Here is a 19,079-nt window from a genome sequence, read left to right on the forward strand (position 1 = left end):
CGTTGTTCACTACGCGCCGCTCAAATTATTGGGGGGACATCGGAATAAATAGGGAAAATATGCTGCCATTCGGCTGGTTGGCCGAGACTTCGATCATTCCCTGAGCCTGATTGACGTAGCTGGCAACCAGATGCAGCCCCAGCCCGTGATCGCCCTGCGTTTTACTGGTCACGCCGATTTCAAACAGGCTATCGGCAATGGCCGGATCGATACCCGTCCCTTGATCGGCGACTTCAATGACCAATTCTTGTTCGCTGTCATAGATATACACCTCGACAGGATAATGTGGTGCGGTGGTGGCTAATGTGGCTTCCATCGCGTTGTCCAGCAAATTACCAATGATGGACATCAGTTCCGTTTCGCTCAGCGCCGGTGGAATATGGGTAAGCTGGCAGCGTGGATCGAAAACAATCTCAATGCCTTTTTCCCGTGCCGTCGCGTATTTGCCCAGCAGCAGCCCGCACAGCGCGGGTGAACAGAAGCGGCGCGACACAAAATCCAGCACCACCTGCGCGCTTTCGGACTGCGCTTCAATATATTTGATGGCTTCGTCATAGCGTTTTAGGTGTAGCAACCCGGCCAGCGTCGCCGTCCAGTTCAACTGCTCATGGCGCAAAATGCGCAGACTATTCGCGTAACGTTTTACCTGACTGAGCTGCATGCTAAGCGTGTGGATATCGTTTTTACTGCGGAAGCTGATGACCCAGCCCTGAAGCTCATCCTCCAGCATGATCCGCACTCGGCTGGCAATCACGGTGGCGTGGTTAAAACGGCAGATTTCATCGTGGGTGTCGCTGTTCCACATAGCCTCGCCGGAGAAAAAGGGCACAGGCTTAATGACGGTATCAATCGGCTTGCCGCGCAACAGATAGGACGGTTCGTTCAGCCCGAGGATTTCTTTGGCGGCATGGTTAATGGCGGCAATACGGTGCTGCTTATCGATGGCGATCACCCCTTCGTAGATCGATTCGAGCAGCGCCTTCTGCTGCCTGACCAGCATACGAATCTCAAGCGGTTCGAGGCCAAACATTTGTTTCTTTAGATTACGCGAGAACCACCAGGAAAAGAGAAACAGCGCGACAAACATCGCCAGAATCGCCAGCAGAATATGCGCCAGCTTACTGAATGTCAGGTTATCGATGTGGGTTTTCAAATAGCCGACGGAAACAATACCAATGACCTGACCGTCAGCCACGATTGGCGCCTTGCTGCGTAGTGAGACGCCTATGCTGCCGTGGCGCACGGTGATCACGCTTTTTCCCGCTAATACGTCGAAGTTATCGCCGCCCACCATCTGCGTGCCTACGAGCTTGTCACTTTCCGCGTATTCAGAATGAAACAGATGACGCGCCTGATTATCCCCGATCACAATATAGCTGGCATCGCTGCGCTGCTTTAACTGTTGAACGAGTGCATCTATCTGTTTGATATCTTTATTCTTCACTGATTCAACCAAGGAGGGAATGATGGCGATTTCTCTGGCCTGTACCTGCGCGCGCGTACCCAGCTCGGAATACAGCTGCTTGTCAATATCGTGATAATAATAAATGCCCGTCATCAGAAGTAACGAAGAGAAGAAGACGATCAAATAGATAAATAATTTGATATGAAAGGAAAGTCTCACTCTCATGATGTGCGGTAGCCTGCCAGTGAACGAAAAATAGCTGGTGAATTTATCACGAATGGTAATAAGAATGGGCCGAGAGGAAAAAACTTGTGAGCAATAACACGTTTAAATAGGTTGTTATCAATATGAAGGCAGTAATAAATAGATAAAATTAAACGACTCTGTTTTGTTTAATAAACAACTTAATTACTTTTCATCAACATAGTCATTTTTAGGAAATAAAAACCATAAACTCCATAGAAACCGTAAAATTTATTCTGAACGTAAAATCATCTAATCGACTGTGTAATAAACGATTTTCTAATATAAACCATAAAAACCATAAACGCCTTTAAAACTCGTTTTTTAATTTGAAGAGAATCACATAATAATATGTTCCCGCCCCCTATGATGCGCGGACAAAATAAAACGGGGACAGAGTTATGAGCACGACTGATGATTCATATATTGTGGTAAATAATGAGGCGGCTGGGAAGGCCTCATTAAAGGAAAAATGGTGGCATGTTCTGGATACCTATAAAGTAGGTATTATTCCTGTGCCGCTCTTTGTGCTGGCGGGGGTATTAATCGGCATCGACTGCCTGAGTGGCAAGTTGCCGAGCGACATCGTCGTGATGGTCGCGACGCTGGCATTCTTCGGGTTCGCCTGTGGTGAATTTGGTAAACGTCTGCCGATTATCGGCAAGATGGGGGCGGCGGCAATCTGTGCGACCTTTATCCCCTCGGCGATGGTGCATTACGGCCTGCTGCCGGACGTTGTCGTTGAATCCACGACCAAATTCTATAAAAGTACCAACATCCTGTATCTCTACATCTGCTGCATTATTGTCGGCAGCATCATGAGTATGAATCGGCAGACGCTGATTCAGGGCTTCCTGCGTATTTTCTTCCCTATGCTGTGCGGTGAAGCTGCTGGGATGCTGGTGGGCATGGGTGTAGGTATGGCGCTCGGTCTGGATCCATTCCAAATCTTCTTCTTCCTGATTCTGCCGATTATGGCGGGCGGGGTGGGTGAAGGCGCTATCCCGCTGTCTATCGGCTATGCCACGATTTTGCATATGGATCAGGGCGTTGCGCTGGGGCGCGTTTTGCCTATCGTCATGTTGGGTAGCCTGACCGCGATCATTCTTGCTGGTGTGCTGAATCAGTTGGGTAAACGCTTTCCACACCTGACCGGTGAAGGAGAACTGATGCCAAATAAAGATAATAGTCTGGGCAGCAGCGCAAGCAGCACTCCGGTTTCAGCCTTTAGCGGCAAAGCCGACGTCACGACGATTGCTTCTGGCGCGCTGCTGGCAATCCTGCTGTACATGGTGGGTATGCTTGGTCACAAAGTCATCGGCCTGCCTGCACCGGTTGGCATGCTGTTCGCGGCGGTGCTGGTGAAGCTGGCTCACGGTGTTTCACCGAAAATGCTGGAAGGTTCTCAGGTCGTTTACAAATTCTTCCAGACCTCTGTGACGTATCCGATTCTGTTTGCCGTTGGCGTGGCGATTACGCCATGGCAGGAACTGGTGAACGCTTTTACGATTCAAAACCTGCTGGTGATTATTTCTACCGTGGTGACGTTGGTCGCGACCGGCTTCTTTGTGGGTAGAAAAATCGGTATGCACCCGATTGATGTTGCCATTATCTCCTGCTGCCAGAGCGGACAGGGCGGCACCGGTGACGTCGCGATTCTGACGGCAGGTAACCGTATGGTGCTGATGCCATTCGCGCAGATTGCTACGCGTATCGGCGGTGCGATTAACGTTTCGATTTCACTGCTGGTGCTCGCCAACTTTTTAGTCTGATGTCATTCAGAAAATAAAAAGCGCTGAGCTATACCCGTCATACTTCAAGTTGCATGTGCGTTGACTGCGTTCACTCACCCGAATCACTTACTTGAGTAAGTTCATCGGGATTCGCTCTCTTGCCGCCTTCCTGAAACTCGAATTATTTAGGGTATATAAATATTACGTTGAAGAATGAGCTGAGTTAACAGAATAAAAGCCGCCACTGCGCGTGGGTTTATTTTGCACAGGAAATATTATGAAACTTGCAAGCTATCGTTATAACGGTAAGGACAGTTACGGTATTTATACGCCAACGGGATTAATCGATCTCGGCGGTAAAATTGGTCACCGTTACCCCGATCTGAAAACACTGCTGGCACAGAATGCGTTACACGTGGCACAGGAATTCAGTATGAATACGCCGGATATTCCGGTTGCGGATGTGACGTTCTTACCGGTTATTACCGCTCCAGGGAAAATACTGTGCGTGGGGATGAATTACGCCGCTAAACGTCATGAATTTAATGAAGAAAATCCCGCACCAACATTATTTGTGCGCTTTGCGGATTCACAAACTGGACATGCGACGCCGGTGATCAAACCGCATTATTCCAGCGAGTTTGATTATGAAGGCGAGCTGGCGGTCGTTATCGGTAAAGGCGGACAGAATATTGCTCAGGATGTCGCGCTCTCTCATGTCGCAGGCTACAGCTGCTACATGGATGGTTCTGCGCGTGACTGGCAGCACAGCTGGTTTACCGCTGGCAAAAACTGGCAGAAAACGGGTGCGTTTGGCCCTTATCTGACCACTACGGATGAAATTCCCGATCCGCATGTGCTGGCGATCCGCACGTATCTGAATGGCCGCATGGTACAGGACGACAATACCAGCAGCATGATCCACAAGGTCGCTGAACTGATTGAATACATCAGCACCTTTACCGAGCTGAGTGCTGGCGACGTGATCATTACCGGTTCACCGGGCGGCGTGGGTAAAAAACGCAATCCGCCGCTGTTTATGAAAGCGGGCGATTGTATTGAAGTTGAAATCGAAAACATTGGCCATTTGCGTAACACGATCGTGGATGCGGCTGTGCCGGTGAAATCGGTTCCGGCAGCAGTTGAAGCCGTCGCGCACTGAATAGTCGTGTAAGTACCAGGCTGCCGGCGCTAAACCGGCAGCCTGCAATAGATTGCCTAAATAATTCGAGTTGCAGGAAAAACCGTGATGTATGCCAATGATTCCGTCTTTTTTGACACGCTGGATGTGCGCCTTCGGGAGCAGGAAAGGGACGCAGTGCGCCAGTTCCTTGCATACTGCCAGCTCGGCATGGATGACGATATTGACATCGTGGTGGTTGGCAAACGGAGCGGGCGGCTGATTGCCTGCGCAGGGCTAGCTTCCAACACCATTAAATGCGTTGCGGTCGATCCTGAATTCAGACACCTCAATCTGGGCGTGCAGGTGGTGAATGAAGTCATACAGCAGGCGGCGCAGCGCGGCCACTTCCACCTGTTTCTCTATACCCGACCGGAAAATGTCGACATCTTTCGCGGATGTGGTTTCTACCCGCTGGCGTGCTATCAGGACAGCGCGGTGCTGATGGAAAACACGCCGATTGGCATCCAGCAGTATTGTCAGTCTTTAGCGGCCTTTGCTCATCCTGAACCGCTCGCGACGCGGACAGATAAAAAAATCGGCGCGATTGTGATGAACGCGAACCCTTTCACGCTGGGCCACCGCTATCTGGCAGAGCATGCGGCGCAGTCGTGTGACTGGCTGCACGTTTTCGTGGTGCGTGAAGATGTGTCCTTTTTCCCATTCAGTGAACGTCTGGAGATGGTACAGCGCGGTGTGGAATCTATCCGCAATGTGACAGTCCATGCTGGTTCGAACTACATGATCTCTAAAGCGACGTTTCCCGGCTATTTCCTGAAGGAAGAGAAACTCATCACCCGTGCCCATGCGGCGCTGGATTTAATCATTTTCAGGAAATATATCGCGCCGGCGCTCGGTATTACCCAGCGCTTCGTCGGCACCGAACCCTTTTGCCCGGTGACGTATCAATACAATCAGGACATGCACTACTGGCTGGAGAAAGACCAAACGGTGTCTTCCCCCGCGTTAAACGTGGTTGAAATTGAACGCAAACGGCAAACCTCAGGACTGGCTATTTCCGCTTCGGAAGTCAGGAAATTACTCAAGCTTCGGCAGTACAGCCGTATTCAGGACATCGTGCCAGCCTCAACTTTTGCGCATTTACAGCGCTACTACGAACCCGAATACGCGTAATTAAAATTAATCAGGATAAGTCTATGAAGATTGTTAAGGAGTCCTTAGCAGGCACCTTTGAATCCAGCGATTTGCTGGTCAAAGTGGCACCGGCTGACGGGAAACTCACCGTGGTCATCAACAGCGAAGTCATGAAACAGTTCGGCCACCAAATCAACCAGGTTGTGAATGACACGCTAAAAGAACTGGGCGTACAGGAAGGGACGATCATAGTGGATGACAAAGGTGCGCTGGATTGTGTCATCCGTGCTCGCGTGCAAAGCGCAGTACTGCGCGCCGCAGATGGACAGCAGATTGAATGGGAGAAATTGTAATGAATAAGCTTCGCCGCAGTATGTTATTCCTCCCAGGCGCGAACGCCGCCATGCTGTCCAATGCGTTTATCTACAAGCCTGACTCCATCATGTTCGATCTGGAAGATGCGGTTTCCCTGCGTGAGAAAGACACCGCGCGCCTGCTGGTTTTCCATGCGCTCCAGCACCCGATGTACCGTGATATTGAAACCGTGGTACGCATCAACCAGCTCAGTACGCCGTTTGGCCTGCTGGATCTGGAAGCTGCTGTGCGCGGTGGTGCCGATGTGATCCGCCTGCCAAAAACTGACTCCACCGACGATGTCGATGAGCTGGAACATCATCTGGTTCGTATCGAAAAAGCCTGTGGCCGTGAAGTCGGCTCCACGCGCATCATGGCGGCGATTGAGTCAGCGGTGGGCGTGATTAACGCCGTTGCGATTGCCCGTTCTTCCGAGCGCATGATCGGGATTGCGCTGGCGGCGTTCGACTATGTGATGGATATGCAGACGGAACGCGGTGACGGCACGGAACTGTTTTATGCCCGTTGTGCGGTGCTGCACGCGGCTCGCGCTGCCGGTATCGACGCCTTCGATGTGGTCTATCCCAATGTTAATGACGATGCGGGCTTCCTGAAAGAGGTCGATCTGATCCGCAGACTGGGTTTCAACGGTAAATCCCTGATTAACCCGCGCCAGATTGAGCTGTTACACAACGCTTATGCCCCTACGCAGGATGAAGTGGACTATTCCCATCTGGTGATCAAAGCCGCTGAAGAGGGTGAACGTGCCGGCTTGGGCGTTATTTCCCTGAACGGGAAAATGATCGACGGGCCCATTATCGACCACGCCAGAAGAGTATTGGAACGTGCTCAGGCCTCCGGCGTCCGCAAATAGCCATTGCGTGATTACACCGCAATGGCCGCTCTCAGGAATTACAGGATTAGACAATGAGTCATTTTATTGAAGCACTGCAAAAGCAGTACCCGGAAAAACGTCATCTGCAACCCTTCGTCAACGCCAACCACAATACGCCGTGGCTGAATGATGTCGCCCAGAAACATGAGCGCAAACTGTGTGCCGATTTGGAGGAGGCGATTCGTCACAGCGGACTGAAAGACGGGATGACGATCTCTTTCCACCACCATTTCCGCGAAGGCGATAAAGTCATTAATCGGGTGATTGAGACGCTGGCTCGCATGGGTTTTCGCGATCTGACATTGGCATCCAGCTCGCTGATGAGCTGTAACGCGCCGCTGATCGACCACATTAAAGCGGGCGTGATCAGCCGGATTTACACTTCGGGGATGCGTGGCAAGCTGGCCGATGCGATTTCTCATGGATTAATGAAAGAACCGGTACAGATTCATTCTCACGGTGGTCGCGTCCATTTGCTGCAAAGCGGTGAACTGAATATCGATGTCGCTTTCCTCGGGGTACCGTGCAGCGATGAATTTGGCAACGCCAACGGCACCACCGGGAAATCCAGTTGCGGCTCACTGGGCTATGCGATGGTCGATGCGCAGTTTGCTCGAAAAGTAGTGCTGTTGACTGAAGCGCTGGTGCCGTTCCCGAACATGCCGGCCAGCATTGTGCAGGATCAGGTGGATTACATCGTTCAGGTGGATGAAGTCGGCGATCCGGCCAAAATTAGCGTAGGCGCGGCGCGCGTCACCAGCAACCCGCGTGAGCTGCTAATTGCCCGTTCCGCGGCAGACGTGATTGAACATGCCGGTTATTTCAAAAATGGTTTCTCGATCCAGACCGGCTCCGGCGCGGCCTCGACGGCCTGTACGCGTTTCCTCGAAGATAAAATGCGTCAGCAGAACATCGTGGCACGCTTCGCCCTCGGCGGCATCACGGGCGGGATCGTCGATCTGCACGAAAAAGGGCTGATCGAGAAACTGATCGATACCCAGTGTTTCGATGCCAATGCGGCTGCATCGCTGGCGAAGAACCCGAATCACGTCGAGATTTCCACTAACGTTTACGCCAACCCAAGCTCTAAAGCAGCCTGCTGCGATCAGCTCGATATGGTGATTCTCAGCGCGCTGGAAATTGACACTGATTTTAATGTCAACGTGATCACCGGTTCAGACGGCGTGATGCGCGGTGCGTCCGGCGGACACTGTGACGTCGCGACGGCAGCGAACCTGACCATCGTTGTTGCGCCGCTGATTCGTAGCCGCATCCCGACTGTGGTGCGTCAGGTGACGACGCGGGTTACACCGGGAGAAAGTATTGACGTACTGGTGACCGATCACGGCATTGCCGTCAACCCGGCGCGACCTGAAGTTGCTGAACGCCTGAAACAGGCGGGTCTGACTGTGATGACGATTGAAGATCTGTATCAGCGTGCGATTGCGCTGGTGGGGGAACCACGCGCTATCGAGTTTCACGATCGCATCGTCGGCGTTATTCGCTATCGTGATGGCAGCGTGATTGACGTCGTTCGTCAGGTGAAGGAAGCCGACGAATAAGCGGTAAACGCATGAGGGAATCGATAATGACAAATGCTGTTTCCATCTCGCTGGAAACCTTACTCGCGGCGAAGGAACGCCGCGCAGTTCGCCAACAAGAGTGGCTTGCCCGCCACGGTGTGACGCTGGTGTCGCTGACGCTGGTCACGCCAGGGCCGATAAAAGATAGCGAAGGCTATCGGCAGGTGATGGCCGAAGCTATCAAATCGTTTGCCTTGCTGTGTCAGACGCGGGGATGGACGGTGCTGGAGCAGCAAACACTCTGGCTGGCAACGGGCGCGGAAGGGCTGTGGGCGATCACCAAAGATGCGCTGTCCGTGAAGGCTGCGACTATTGCGCTGGAAGATAGCCATGAGCTGGGGCGGCTATGGGATTTCGACATCTTCAGCCCGGAAGAGGGATCGATTGGCCGGTCGATGCTGGCGCACAGCGGGCGCACCTGCCTATTGTGCGACCAGATGGCACACGCCTGTAGCCGTTCGCGCCGCCATTCACTACCTGAGCTGCTTGAGCACATTGAGGAAAAGGTTCATGCCTACTTTACGCCAGCCTGACGGTATCCTGTCGGCCGCGGTATCCCGTTTCGCCATCGGCGATTATCGGGAACGCGACGCGTTACCCGATATCGACCGACGGGTGGCCAATGCGCTGACGATGGAAGTCATGCTGACGCCGAAGCCCGGACTGGTGGATCGCGCCAATAACGGATCTCACCGCGATATGGATGTTGCGCTGTTTCAGACCAGCATTCAGGCGATCTCTCCCTGGTTCCGGCATTTTACCGAGGCGGGTTATCAGCACGCCAGCGTACCGCTAGCGCAACTGCTGTTTCAGGTTCGGCCTATCGGCATCGCCTGTGAACAGGCGATGCTGTCGGCGACGAAAGGCGTGAATACCCATAAAGGTGGGATTTTCGCATTTGGCCTATTGTGTACCGCCGCCGGTTGGCTGGCAGGACGGGGAGAGCGTGTAACGCAGCGCAGTCTATGCGATAGCGTCGCCGCCATGTGTCACGATCTGGTGCGTAATGAGCTAGCGGCATGTTCTGGTGCAGCGACGGCGGGTGAACATCTTTATCAGCGTCATGGACTGACGGGGGCGAGGGGAGAGGCTGCCAGTGGGTTCAATACCGTATGCCAGTACGCGTTGCCCGCCCTGATTCAGGCGATTGCTACTGGGGGGGACGATGAAACTGCGCTGTTACGGACGCTGCTGGTGTTGATGGCCCACAATCCGGACACCAATGTCGTTTCACGCGGCGGCATGGACGGATTAGCGTTTGTGCAAGATTACGCACGGAGATTGCTGACGGGTCCGCTGGATCGTCAGGCGCTAAGAGAGATGGACGACGCGCTGATTGCCAGAAACCTTAGCCCAGGCGGTAGCGCCGATCTACTGGCCTTAACTTGGCTGCTGTATCACTATCCTGCAGAATAGCAAACGAACAGGTGCGATAAAAGGCGCTGGCAGCGATGCGATTCATTATTTGACTGCGCCTTAACACTTTTCCTCTTGTTCCACTAAATTTATTGAGAAAATTGCCGATATAGTTTTCACTAACTATACCCCTCATACTTCGAGTTGCCTCTGTGCTGGCTGGTTAAATTCATTCTCGACGAATGTGTTCTTTGCTTGCCACCCTCCTGTAACTCGAATTATTTAGGGTATGTATCATGCTATTTCAGGGACTCCGAGTAATCGTTTTCAATATGCAGCCAGTGCGGTGGCATCGTGTTGGCACACATGACTTGAAAGATAACGAAGAGGCGTGCATCAATATAAACCATTGACACATAGTCCATGTAAATAATGGTGGGGATGAAAGCGGTGGATGAAAATTTGAAAGAGCAGTTTGTTAAGCGCAACAAACTGGCCATCTGTGCAACGCTGCGCGAATTAAAGAAGAATGCTACGTCTCTGATGGTTCACCATCCTCATGGACAGTTTATCAGTAAAATTCTTGACGTTGCACCCGACAACAACCTGTTTGTCTTCGATTTAGGCGGCATTGAGCGTGAGAATAACCGCGCGCTGTATGCAGGTGCACTGTCTTTTGTCGCTGAACCCGCAGGGGCAAAAGTCGAATTTAATGCCGAAATTGCAAAAACGGTGGACTACGACGGGCTGCCAGCCTTTAGCGCGCAGATTCCTGAACTGCTTTATCTCATCCAGCGTAGAACCTATTTCCGCATCAATACGCCGCTGTGGCCGCCATTGACGTGCCGTGGCGAACTACCGGATGAGAGCATTTTCCTGTTCACCATCAAAGATCTTTCTCTGGGAGGATTGAGCCTGTATACCGACCGTGATACCACGGGGCTGTTGACCGAAGGCGATATCATTAAGAGCGTGGAGATGGATCTGGCTGACCACGGTTTTTTCTGTGTTGATTTGCAGTTCGTCGGTCAGGCAATGGTGAAGATCGTCGATAACAAAGGTGAAGTGAAGCTGACGCAGCGTTTGAGCTTCAAGTTCCCTTCACTGAACGCGGCGCAGGAACGCGATCTTCAGCAGGTGATTTTTGAATTGGAAAGATTACAAAACGAAAAGAAAAAGCGATTCCAGGAGTGGTAATTTTTAAGCACCACTTTTTGTGTGGGCTTCACACATAACAGCAACGTTTTTATAACGAGTATTATCTTATTTATCCTACTTATTTACCGATAAGTTATGCGAAAAGCCAACGTACAGGCAGCGCGAAGAAGGGTGGGGATAAATAAATGGTTTCCAACGTTCTCAGAGCCTTGTCAGATGAGATCGAGTGGTGCAGAATACGCGCCTTGCAAATAACCGACGTCTAATAGCGTCGGTTATTTTTTTACATTTATGCTCGTCAACCTTCTGGTTACAGGGGTATTGGTGTGGTTTCTTACCTTTCTCTGTAGCTCAGGTTGGCTGGGTATAGGGTCTTCAACCAAAGAGGCCGGACAACGATCCGGATAGATAATTTTGTGTGTGCCTGTGAGCACAGTGAGGAAAGGAAAGATGGGGCAATTAACACGTTTCGCACCGGTGCCCGCCGGTTTGTGCTGCAAAGGTATTGGTTATGGCGCGACGCAGTCGCAAGTTATCTCTGGTGCTGTTACAGCCACCTCTTCTCATCGTGATTCAGGCGAGTCCTGTATCCACTCCCTTATTTTTAGTGTGTTCGCCGACAACAGTGCCGCTTTTGCTGTGACTGACGGAGGTGCGCGCCATGTCGCTTGATTCTCAACTGCCTAATGCTGGCGCAAAACGTGCTCAGTTAAAAAGAACGCTCACGCTGTGGCCTGTCGTTATGATGGGGCTGGCGTACATGCAACCGATGACCATTTTTGATACCTTCGGTATCGTGTCTGGCCTGACCGACGGCCATGTGGCGACTGCCTATGCGTTTGCGCTGGTCGCCATTCTGTTCACGGCGCTGAGCTATGGCAAATTGGTAAAACGTTTCCCATCTGCGGGTTCTGCGTATACCTACGCGCAAAAAGCGATCAGCCCGCACGTCGGGTTTATGGTCGGCTGGTCGTCGCTGCTGGACTATCTGTTCATGCCGATGATCAACATCCTGCTGGCGAAAATCTATCTGGAAGCGATCTTCCCCGGCGTACCGTCATGGATTTTTGTGGCGGCGCTGGTCGGGTTGATGACGCTGTTTAACCTGCGTGGCATCAGTCTGGTTGCTAACCTGAACTCCATTATCGTGGTGGTGCAGGTTGCGATCATGGCGGTGTTCCTGGGGCTGGTGATTCACGGTGTTTATCTGGGCGAAGGTGCCGGTACGCTAACTAGTACGCGTCCGTTCTGGTCTGAGAATGCTCACGTCGTGCCGATGATCACCGGGGCAACCATTCTCTGCTTCTCGTTCCTCGGTTTTGACGGCATCAGCTCGCTGTCAGAAGAAACGCAGGATGCAGGTCGGGTGATTCCAAAAGCCATCTTCCTGACGGCGCTGATCGGCGGCGTGATCTTTGTTGCCGTGGCGTACTTCCTGCAACTGTATTTCCCGGATATTTCGCGCTTTAAAGAGCCGGATGCGTCTCAGCCGGAAATCATGCTGTATGTCGCGGGTAAATTCTTCCAGTCCGTTATTCTGGTGTTCTCCTGCGTCACTGTGCTGGCATCGGGTATGGCGGCACATGCAGGCGTGTCTCGCCTGATGTATGTGATGGGGCGTGATGGCGTATTCCCAGAGCGCTTCTTCGGCTATATCCACCCGAAATGGCGTACGCCGTCTTTGAACGTCTTGCTGGTTGGCGTCATTGCACTGTCTGCGGTGTCGTTCGATCTGGTGACGGCAACCGCGCTGATCAACTTCGGTGCACTGGTGGCGTTTACGTTCGTGAACCTGTCGGTCATTTCACAGTTCTATATTCGTGAACGCCGTAACCGCACAGTGAAAGACACCATTAACTTCCTCGTGATGCCCGTGCTGGGCGCGTTGACGGTGGGGGCGCTGTGGGTGAATCTGGAAGCCAGCTCAATGACGCTGGGTCTGGTGTGGGCAACGATTGGATTGCTCTATCTGGCATTCGTGACGCGCAGCTTCCGTCAGCCAGTACCGCAATGTAGTGAAGAGCCGGTTTAAATAAACTGACGGCTTACATAAAAGAGAAAAGCGGAGCCAGTGCGCTCCGCTTTTTTATGCTTTAGCCCACTAGTTCCTGCGCATAGGCGTACAGCGCTTTTAGCTGTGCCATCTTCTCTTTATCGTCTTCATGCAACTGATACAGGTTGCTGAGTTCCGACAGATAGGACTGCAAGCGCTCCGGCGTAAATACCGCACGCCGATGCTGCAACCAACGCTGCTGTTCCCGGTCATCCAGCGTGCCGGGGAAATTGCGGGCACGGTAGCGGAAGAACAGCGGTTCCAGACGATTATCGGCAAACGTGAGGTCCAGCGCGGGCAGGTTCTGCGGGGCGGTCTCCTGAATAATCGTCATCGCTATGCGGTCGGCATCGCTAAAGAAGCCATCATAAAGCCGCAGATCGACATCATCAGAAGCGGTGAAAGCAGGGGCGTCGGCAAACAGTTCCACCACTTTTTCTCTGACGCTCGCGTTGTTACGCAGTAGCTCTAAATTGTCCAGACAGCGTTGACGATCGATCCCTAATCTTTCTGCGTCTTCTGGCCGTAAGGTATTGGCTGGCGCTAATACCGGACATTTGTTGATGTGCACTAGCTTAAGTGGAACCGCGCTCTGATTGGCTTCCAGTGCATTCCGGCGGGTGTATAACCGTTCGCGCAAGGCTGCGCTGTCCAGTTCCAGCAGCGGCGTCATATCGCCAGCCAGATCGCACATGATGACCGCATTACGGTTGTCCGGGTGCCAGGCGAGCGGCACAACCCAACTGGTGTTGCTCCTTGCCGCGCCAAACATGCCAGACACGTGAACGAGCGGCTTCATTTGCGGGATATCAATCAGCGCGGAAATTTTGTTTTTGTTACGTAGCGGGAACAGATAGTCAAACAGCTTAGGCTGCGCCTGCTTGAACAGCTTCGCCATAGCGATGGTGGCATAAACGTCGGACATCGCATCATGCGCCTGCTCGTGCGCGATGCCGTTGGCTTTTGTCAGATGTTCAAGGCGAAAACTGGGCAGGCCGTCATCATTTTCCGGCCAGACGATACCTTCCGGCCGCAGGGCATAGCAGGCGCGTAACGCATCCAGCAAATCCCAACGGGAATTCCCGTTTTGCCAGCTGTAGGCATAAGGATCGTAGAAGTTACGATAGAAAATATTACGGCTGACTTCATCATCAAAGCGAATGTTGTTGTAGCCCATGATGCAGGTGCCGGGCACGCTGAATGCTTCGTGGATCTGACGGGCGAACTCCGCTTCATTGACGCCTTTTGCCAGCGCGACCTGCGGCGTAATTCCGGTGATCATTACCGCTTCCGGTTCTGGCAGGTAATCATCCGACGGACGGCAATAAATGACGAGCGGTTCACCGATAATATTGAAATCCATATCGGTACGGACACCCGCAAACTGCGCGGGGCGATCGCGCGCCGGATGCTTACCGAACGTCTCGTAGTCGTGTATGAAAAAAGTGGGTTGTGTTTTCTCGGCCATATATGCAGTTAGCTACGTGTGCGCGCTAAGCCTGAAATCAGGCAAAACAATCTGGAAAACGGCAAGGATACCATTGAATCGACTTTTCTGTGGCGCTTTCCTGATTTGCATCACTTCCCTGACTTACATCAATAGGAGGGTAGACATAATCGCTAGGCATGACTGTGTCCATTCGGTTACAATTTTCGTTTTAATGCGAATGATAATTAAATTCTTTATTGCCGCGTAGCGTCCGCTGCGGGGTAGCATTCGGCGACAAACAGCGAAATGGAGAACACACTTATGCGGTTAAATGCGGTGCGATTGAATGCAACGTTTGCAGTGAAGGCGACGTTATTGGCATCTATGTTTGTTCTGACCGGCTGCGATCAGCAGGCATCGTCTTCAGAAGGAAGCCACACGGTCAGCATTGAGCATGCGCAGGGCACCACTCAGGTTCCACAGCCGCCGAAGAAAGTGATGGTGTTTGATCCTGCCTCATTGGATACGCTGGACGCGTTGAAGGTTGAAGGGATTGCCGGTGTACCCAAAAGCAGCACGCCACTGCCTGCGTTTTTATCAAAATACAACAGCGATACTTACCTGAACGCCGGGACGCTGTTTGAACCTGCCTATGAAGCGCTGAGCAGCGCGAAGCCCGATCTGATTATTGCCGGTGGACGTACGCGCGACGCCTACGAGAAGCTGAGCGGTATTGCACCGACGATCTCGATGGATGTGGATGAGCACCAGTTTATGACGAGCTTTATCCAGCGCATCGAACAACTGGGCACGATCTTCGGCAAAGAAGATGAAGCGAAAAAACAGATTGATGATTTCAAGCAGCAGATCGCCCAAACGCGTGCCAAAACAGAAAAAGCAGGCAATGCGCTGGTTCTGATGGTCAGCGGCGGCAAGATGTCGGCCTACGGTCCTAAGTCGCGCTTTGGCTTCGTGTTTGATGAGCTGGGCTTTAAACCGGCGACCGAATTTCCTGAATCCGGGCGTCATGGCAACGTGGTGACCTCCGAATTCTTACTGAGCGTGAACCCAGAATGGTTGTTCATCCTCGATCGTGACAGTGCGATTGGTCGCCCGGGTGGGGAATCGGCCCAGCAGGTGCTGGATAACCCGCTGATTCACAAAACCAACGCCTGGAAAAACAATCGCGTGATCTATCTGGATTCTGCATCGCTGTATATCGCTGGGGGGCTGCAAAGCTATAAAAACCTCGTGACTACCGTCAGCGACGCGTTAGATAAGCAATAACGGCAGGGTTACGGCAGAATCAATGAAGTCTTTTTACTCTTCGCTGGGTCTTGCGTTTCTGGCCTGCATGATCGTTGTCAGCCTGTTTGTTGGGGCAGGGCAACTGAACATGCAGGCCGTCTGGAACGACCCGGAAATGCGCGATATTTTCTTTATCAGCCGCGTTCCCCGCACGCTAGCGTTGCTGCTGGCAGGCAGTGCCATGAGTGTGGCGGGTCTCATCATGCAGTTGCTGACGCAAAACCGTTTTGTCGAACCGTCTCTGGCGGGGACCACACAGTCGGCTAGCTTAGGTTTGCTGGTGGTGATGATCGCCGTGCCCGGCGCGACGATTTTCACCAAAATGGTGGTGGCGAGCCTGTTCGCTTTAGCGGGTACCTTCCTGTTCATGATGCTGCTACAGCGAATTGTGCTGAAATCCGCGCTGGTGGTGCCGCTGGTCGGCATTATGCTGGGTGCGGTTATCAGTTCAATCACCACGTTTGGCGCGATGTATTTTGATCTGCTACAGGCGCTCGGCAGTTGGGAATCTGGTGATTTCTCCGGTGTCTTGCAAGGGCGTTACGAGCTGCTCTGGCTGGTTGGTGCGTTAACGCTGGTGGCCTGCTGGATTGCTGACCGCTTCACGGTCGCAGGCATGGGGCGTGAATTTTCCGTCAATGTCGGCCTCAACTATCGGCAGGTGATGCTGATGGGGCTGAGCATTATCGCCATCGTCAGCGGCGTGGTGGTCGTGGTGGTGGGTAGCTTGCCGTTTATCGGACTGATCGTGCCGAACTTGATCAGCATGATGATGGGCGACAATGTGCGCAAAACGATCCCTTGGGTGTGCCTGCTTGGCGGCGGTCTGGTGCTGTGCTGCGACATTATCAGCCGCGTGATTCGCTACCCTTTCGAGATTCCGGTGAGCGTGATTCTTGGCGTCATTGGCGCTGCCGTTTTCCTTCTTTTATTGCTAAGCCAGAAACGCCATGTCAGTCAATGAACGTAATACGGTGCTGACCGGAACCGTCAGCGAAAAACATGCGGGGTTATCGCCGACGCAGCGGTTGATGTGGCTGGCTGTTGCGGCTGTCGTGGTGATCGTGCTGTTTATGACCATCAATCTAGGCAGCAACCTGCGCTATATTTTGACGCACCGCGGGCTGATGCTAACGACGATGCTGCTGGTGGCGTTTGCTGCCAGCGCGTCGACGGTGCTGTTCCAAACGGTGACGAATAACCGGGTACTGACGCCATCAATTATGGGGTTTGAAGCCCTGTTTATCCTGATTCAGACCTCGCTGGTGTTTGTTTTCGGCATTAGCGGTATTCCGGCTCTGGGCGTTGAAGGCAAATTCGTTCTTGAGACGCTGCTGCTCATCCTCTTCTCCGCGCTGCTGTACCGCTGGCTGTTTACCGGCAGCCGCAATAACCTGCATCTGGTTTTACTGGTCGGGATTATCTGCGGCACGCTGTTTCGCAGCATGGCGGGCTTAATGCAGCGTCTGCTGACGCCCGGTGAGTTCGCCATTCTACAGGGGCGGATGTTTGCCACCTTTACCCGTACCGTGCCTGAACTGGTGGCGCTGTCGGTTGGCATTACGCTGGTGGTCGCGGTGGTGATCTGGCGTATGCGCTTTCGCTTTGATGTGCTGGCGCTGGGGCGTAATAACGCGATTAACCTGGGCATCGACTACAAGCGCAGCGTCACGGTCATTCTGCTGCTGGTTTCCGTGCTGGTCGCCATTTCAACGGCGCTGGTCGGCCCGCTTACCTTTTTGGGCTTTATGGTCGCGAACCTTGCCTATTTAGTGATTGGCTCCAGCCAGCATCGCCTGTTGCTGCCCGCGGCTTTCCTGCTGGGCGTGATTTCACTGGTTGGCGGACAGTTGGTGCTTGAGCATCTTCTGGATATGTCTGGAGCGCTGTCGGTCGTGATCGAATTTGTGGGTGGATCGCTGTTTATTGTGTTGCTACTGAAAAAGGTTTCCGTGTGATTGAGATCGGCAATGTAACTAAAACGTATAATAACGTTAAGGTATTAAACAATGTCACGGCGACGGTGCCGCGTGGTGGCGTCACGTCGATTATCGGCCCGAATGGGGCAGGGAAGTCGACATTGTTGTCCATCATCAGTCGCCTGCTAGACGCGGATCGCGGACAGGTCAAAGTCAACGGCATGGACGTGATGACCACGCCAAGCGATAAGCTGGCGACGTGTTTGTCCGTGCTGCGGCAGGAAAACCAGTTTACCAGTCGCTTAACGGTAGCGGAGCTGGTAGGGTTCGGTCGCTATCCGTATACCAAAGGGCGGCTGAATGCTAACGATCGTGAACGTATCAGCGCCGCGCTGGCGTTCCTCAATCTGACCGAATTGAAAGATCGCTTTTTAGATGAGCTTTCTGGCGGCCAGCGGCAGCGGGCCTATGTCGCGATGGTGCTGTGTCAGGACACGGAATACGTGCTGCTGGATGAACCTCTGAATAATCTGGATATGAAACACGCCGTAGCGATGATGAAGCAGATTCGCCGTGCGGCCGACGAGCTAGGCAAAACCATCGTGCTGGTTATCCACGATATCAACTTTGCTTCCGCCTATTCGGATTACATTATTGCGATGCGCAAAGGGCAGATCATCTACACGGGAAAACCGGAAGACATCATGGTATCCGAGGTGTTGGAAGATATTTTCGATACGGAAGTGGCCATCGAGCAGGTTCATAATCAGCGTATCGCGGTATATTATCGATGACAGAGTATCCGCTCAGCGAGGTGTTAACGCAAAGGGCGTAAGCACTGCTTGAAAGACGCTGGGTATAACCTGTATGGTGAATGCATAAAGAATTTATGTATGACTTAAGGTAAGGGTAAAAGATGGATAAGGACACTAAGCCGTGTTTCCAGGATGTGCTGGAATTCGTGCGTATGTTTCGTCGTAAAAACAAACTTCAGCGTGAAATCGTCGACAACGAGAAGAAAATTCGTGATAACCAGAAGCGCGTTCTGCTGCTGGACAACCTGAGTGAATATCTTAAACCTGGCATGTCCATTGAGGACGTACAGAACATCATCGCTAATATGCGCGGTGATTATGAAGATCGCGTCGATGACTACATCATCAAAAACGCCGATCTGTCGAAAGAACGCCGTGAGCTGTCTAAAAAGCTGAAAGCGATGGGTGAAGTTAAGTAACCTGACCCACCGCTTTTACTGTAAACAACGTTACAGTAAATAGCGCCTGTAAAAGGATCGCTTCTGCGGTCCTTTTTCTTTTAGTCCTGTTCCATCGCTTTTCCTTTCTACACGTTACCTGTTTTTGGCGCCGA

Annotated in this window: 17 protein-coding genes; 15 read left to right on the forward strand and 2 right to left on the reverse strand. The window is 52.4% G+C overall.

Annotated features, from left to right (window positions below; genetic code table 11):
• Positions 1–25: 25 nt before the first annotated feature.
• A complete protein-coding gene (locus tag DMB82_RS08985) occupies positions 26–1,630 on the reverse strand; it encodes an ATP-binding protein (RefSeq protein ID WP_116155632.1) in 1,605 nt (534 codons plus the stop codon).
• Positions 1,631–2,049: 419 nt separating this feature from the next.
• Between DMB82_RS08985 and DMB82_RS08990 the strand changes: the two genes are divergently transcribed.
• The 10 genes from DMB82_RS08990 to DMB82_RS09035 all read left to right on the forward strand — a co-directional run bounded on the left by DMB82_RS08990 (position 2,050) and on the right by DMB82_RS09035 (position 13,034).
• Entirely contained in the window at positions 2,050–3,420 is a 1,371-nt protein-coding gene (locus DMB82_RS08990; RefSeq protein WP_116163442.1) for a 2-hydroxycarboxylate transporter family protein, read from the forward strand.
• A 238-nt stretch (positions 3,421–3,658) separates the two neighbouring features.
• Positions 3,659–4,543 (forward strand): fumarylacetoacetate hydrolase family protein, encoded by an 885-nt coding sequence (locus DMB82_RS08995; RefSeq protein WP_102116280.1) that lies wholly within the window; start codon positions 3,659–3,661, stop codon positions 4,541–4,543.
• Between the two features lie 87 nt (positions 4,544–4,630).
• On the forward strand, positions 4,631–5,695 hold the full coding sequence (citC, locus tag DMB82_RS09000; protein WP_102116281.1) for a [citrate (pro-3S)-lyase] ligase: 1,065 nt from the start codon (positions 4,631–4,633) through the stop codon (positions 5,693–5,695).
• 23 nt (positions 5,696–5,718) lie between these two features.
• Positions 5,719–6,009 (forward strand): citrate lyase acyl carrier protein, encoded by a 291-nt coding sequence (citD, locus tag DMB82_RS09005; protein WP_102116282.1) that lies wholly within the window; start codon positions 5,719–5,721, stop codon positions 6,007–6,009.
• Complete coding sequence (gene citE, locus DMB82_RS09010) at positions 6,009–6,884, forward strand: citrate (pro-3S)-lyase subunit beta (RefSeq protein ID WP_039357952.1); 876 nt, start codon at positions 6,009–6,011, stop codon at positions 6,882–6,884. The genes citD and citE overlap by 1 nt, the downstream gene beginning before the upstream one ends.
• 53 nt (positions 6,885–6,937) lie before the next feature.
• Positions 6,938–8,467 carry a citrate lyase subunit alpha gene (citF, locus tag DMB82_RS09015; protein WP_116163440.1) on the forward strand — a complete coding sequence of 510 codons (1,530 nt, stop codon included), beginning with the start codon at positions 6,938–6,940 and terminating at the stop codon, positions 8,465–8,467.
• A 26-nt stretch (positions 8,468–8,493) separates the two neighbouring features.
• Positions 8,494–9,021, forward strand: coding sequence for a citrate lyase holo-[acyl-carrier protein] synthase (gene citX, locus DMB82_RS09020; protein WP_102116284.1), 528 nt, complete (start codon positions 8,494–8,496; stop codon positions 9,019–9,021).
• Positions 8,999–9,904: a triphosphoribosyl-dephospho-CoA synthase CitG gene (gene citG / locus DMB82_RS09025; RefSeq protein ID WP_116163438.1), complete on the forward strand. Its 906-nt coding sequence runs from the start codon at positions 8,999–9,001 to the stop codon at positions 9,902–9,904. The genes citX and citG overlap by 23 nt, the downstream gene beginning before the upstream one ends.
• A 381-nt stretch (positions 9,905–10,285) precedes the next feature.
• Positions 10,286–11,041, forward strand: coding sequence for a flagellar brake protein (locus DMB82_RS09030; RefSeq protein WP_116155630.1), 756 nt, complete (start codon positions 10,286–10,288; stop codon positions 11,039–11,041).
• A gap of 622 nt (positions 11,042–11,663) precedes the next feature.
• Complete coding sequence (locus DMB82_RS09035; RefSeq protein WP_095699252.1) at positions 11,664–13,034, forward strand: APC family permease; 1,371 nt, start codon at positions 11,664–11,666, stop codon at positions 13,032–13,034.
• A gap of 61 nt (positions 13,035–13,095) precedes the next feature.
• Here DMB82_RS09035 and sbcB read toward each other — a convergent pair whose 3' ends face one another.
• Positions 13,096–14,523 carry an exodeoxyribonuclease I gene (sbcB, locus tag DMB82_RS09040; RefSeq protein ID WP_116163436.1) on the reverse strand — a complete coding sequence of 476 codons (1,428 nt, stop codon included), beginning with the start codon at positions 14,521–14,523 and terminating at the stop codon, positions 13,096–13,098.
• Positions 14,524–14,826: 303 nt separating this feature from the next.
• Here sbcB and DMB82_RS09045 point away from each other — a divergent pair, with 303 nt between their 5' ends.
• From DMB82_RS09045 to tmaR, 5 genes are all read left to right on the forward strand, one after another.
• Positions 14,827–15,771, forward strand: a complete 945-nt coding sequence (locus DMB82_RS09045) for a siderophore ABC transporter substrate-binding protein (RefSeq protein WP_420875179.1) — start codon at positions 14,827–14,829, stop codon at positions 15,769–15,771.
• Between the two features lie 22 nt (positions 15,772–15,793).
• Entirely contained in the window at positions 15,794–16,756 is a 963-nt protein-coding gene (locus tag DMB82_RS09050; protein ID WP_102116290.1) for an ABC transporter permease, read from the forward strand.
• Positions 16,743–17,750 carry an iron chelate uptake ABC transporter family permease subunit gene (locus DMB82_RS09055; RefSeq protein ID WP_102116291.1) on the forward strand — a complete coding sequence of 336 codons (1,008 nt, stop codon included), beginning with the start codon at positions 16,743–16,745 and terminating at the stop codon, positions 17,748–17,750. The genes DMB82_RS09050 and DMB82_RS09055 overlap by 14 nt, the downstream gene beginning before the upstream one ends.
• A complete protein-coding gene (locus tag DMB82_RS09060; protein WP_116163434.1) occupies positions 17,747–18,505 on the forward strand; it encodes an iron ABC transporter ATP-binding protein in 759 nt (252 codons plus the stop codon). The genes DMB82_RS09055 and DMB82_RS09060 overlap by 4 nt, the downstream gene beginning before the upstream one ends.
• A 122-nt stretch (positions 18,506–18,627) precedes the next feature.
• Positions 18,628–18,945: a PTS system regulator TmaR gene (tmaR, locus tag DMB82_RS09065; protein ID WP_005967626.1), complete on the forward strand. Its 318-nt coding sequence runs from the start codon at positions 18,628–18,630 to the stop codon at positions 18,943–18,945.
• The last annotated feature ends 134 nt before the right edge of the window (positions 18,946–19,079 follow it).

This window comes from Pectobacterium aquaticum (assembly GCF_003382565.3).
Taxonomy (GTDB): domain Bacteria; phylum Pseudomonadota; class Gammaproteobacteria; order Enterobacterales; family Enterobacteriaceae; genus Pectobacterium; species Pectobacterium aquaticum.

Coding starts and splice junctions, on each gene's coding strand:
- citE (WP_039357952.1), top strand. CDS start 6,009: ATGAATAAGCTTCGCCGCAGTATGTTATTCCTCCCAGGCGCGAACGCC.
- DMB82_RS09055 (WP_102116291.1), top strand. CDS start 16,743: ATGTCAGTCAATGAACGTAATACGGTGCTGACCGGAACCGTCAGCGAA.
- sbcB (WP_116163436.1), bottom strand. CDS start 14,523: ATGGCCGAGAAAACACAACCCACTTTTTTCATACACGACTACGAGACG.
- citD (WP_102116282.1), top strand. CDS start 5,719: ATGAAGATTGTTAAGGAGTCCTTAGCAGGCACCTTTGAATCCAGCGAT.
- DMB82_RS08995 (WP_102116280.1), top strand. CDS start 3,659: ATGAAACTTGCAAGCTATCGTTATAACGGTAAGGACAGTTACGGTATT.
- DMB82_RS09035 (WP_095699252.1), top strand. CDS start 11,664: ATGTCGCTTGATTCTCAACTGCCTAATGCTGGCGCAAAACGTGCTCAG.
- tmaR (WP_005967626.1), top strand. CDS start 18,628: ATGGATAAGGACACTAAGCCGTGTTTCCAGGATGTGCTGGAATTCGTG.
- citF (WP_116163440.1), top strand. CDS start 6,938: ATGAGTCATTTTATTGAAGCACTGCAAAAGCAGTACCCGGAAAAACGT.
- DMB82_RS09050 (WP_102116290.1), top strand. CDS start 15,794: ATGAAGTCTTTTTACTCTTCGCTGGGTCTTGCGTTTCTGGCCTGCATG.
- citG (WP_116163438.1), top strand. CDS start 8,999: ATGCCTACTTTACGCCAGCCTGACGGTATCCTGTCGGCCGCGGTATCC.
- DMB82_RS08990 (WP_116163442.1), top strand. CDS start 2,050: ATGAGCACGACTGATGATTCATATATTGTGGTAAATAATGAGGCGGCT.
- citX (WP_102116284.1), top strand. CDS start 8,494: ATGACAAATGCTGTTTCCATCTCGCTGGAAACCTTACTCGCGGCGAAG.
- DMB82_RS09030 (WP_116155630.1), top strand. CDS start 10,286: ATGAAAGCGGTGGATGAAAATTTGAAAGAGCAGTTTGTTAAGCGCAAC.
- citC (WP_102116281.1), top strand. CDS start 4,631: ATGTATGCCAATGATTCCGTCTTTTTTGACACGCTGGATGTGCGCCTT.
- DMB82_RS08985 (WP_116155632.1), bottom strand. CDS start 1,630: ATGAGAGTGAGACTTTCCTTTCATATCAAATTATTTATCTATTTGATC.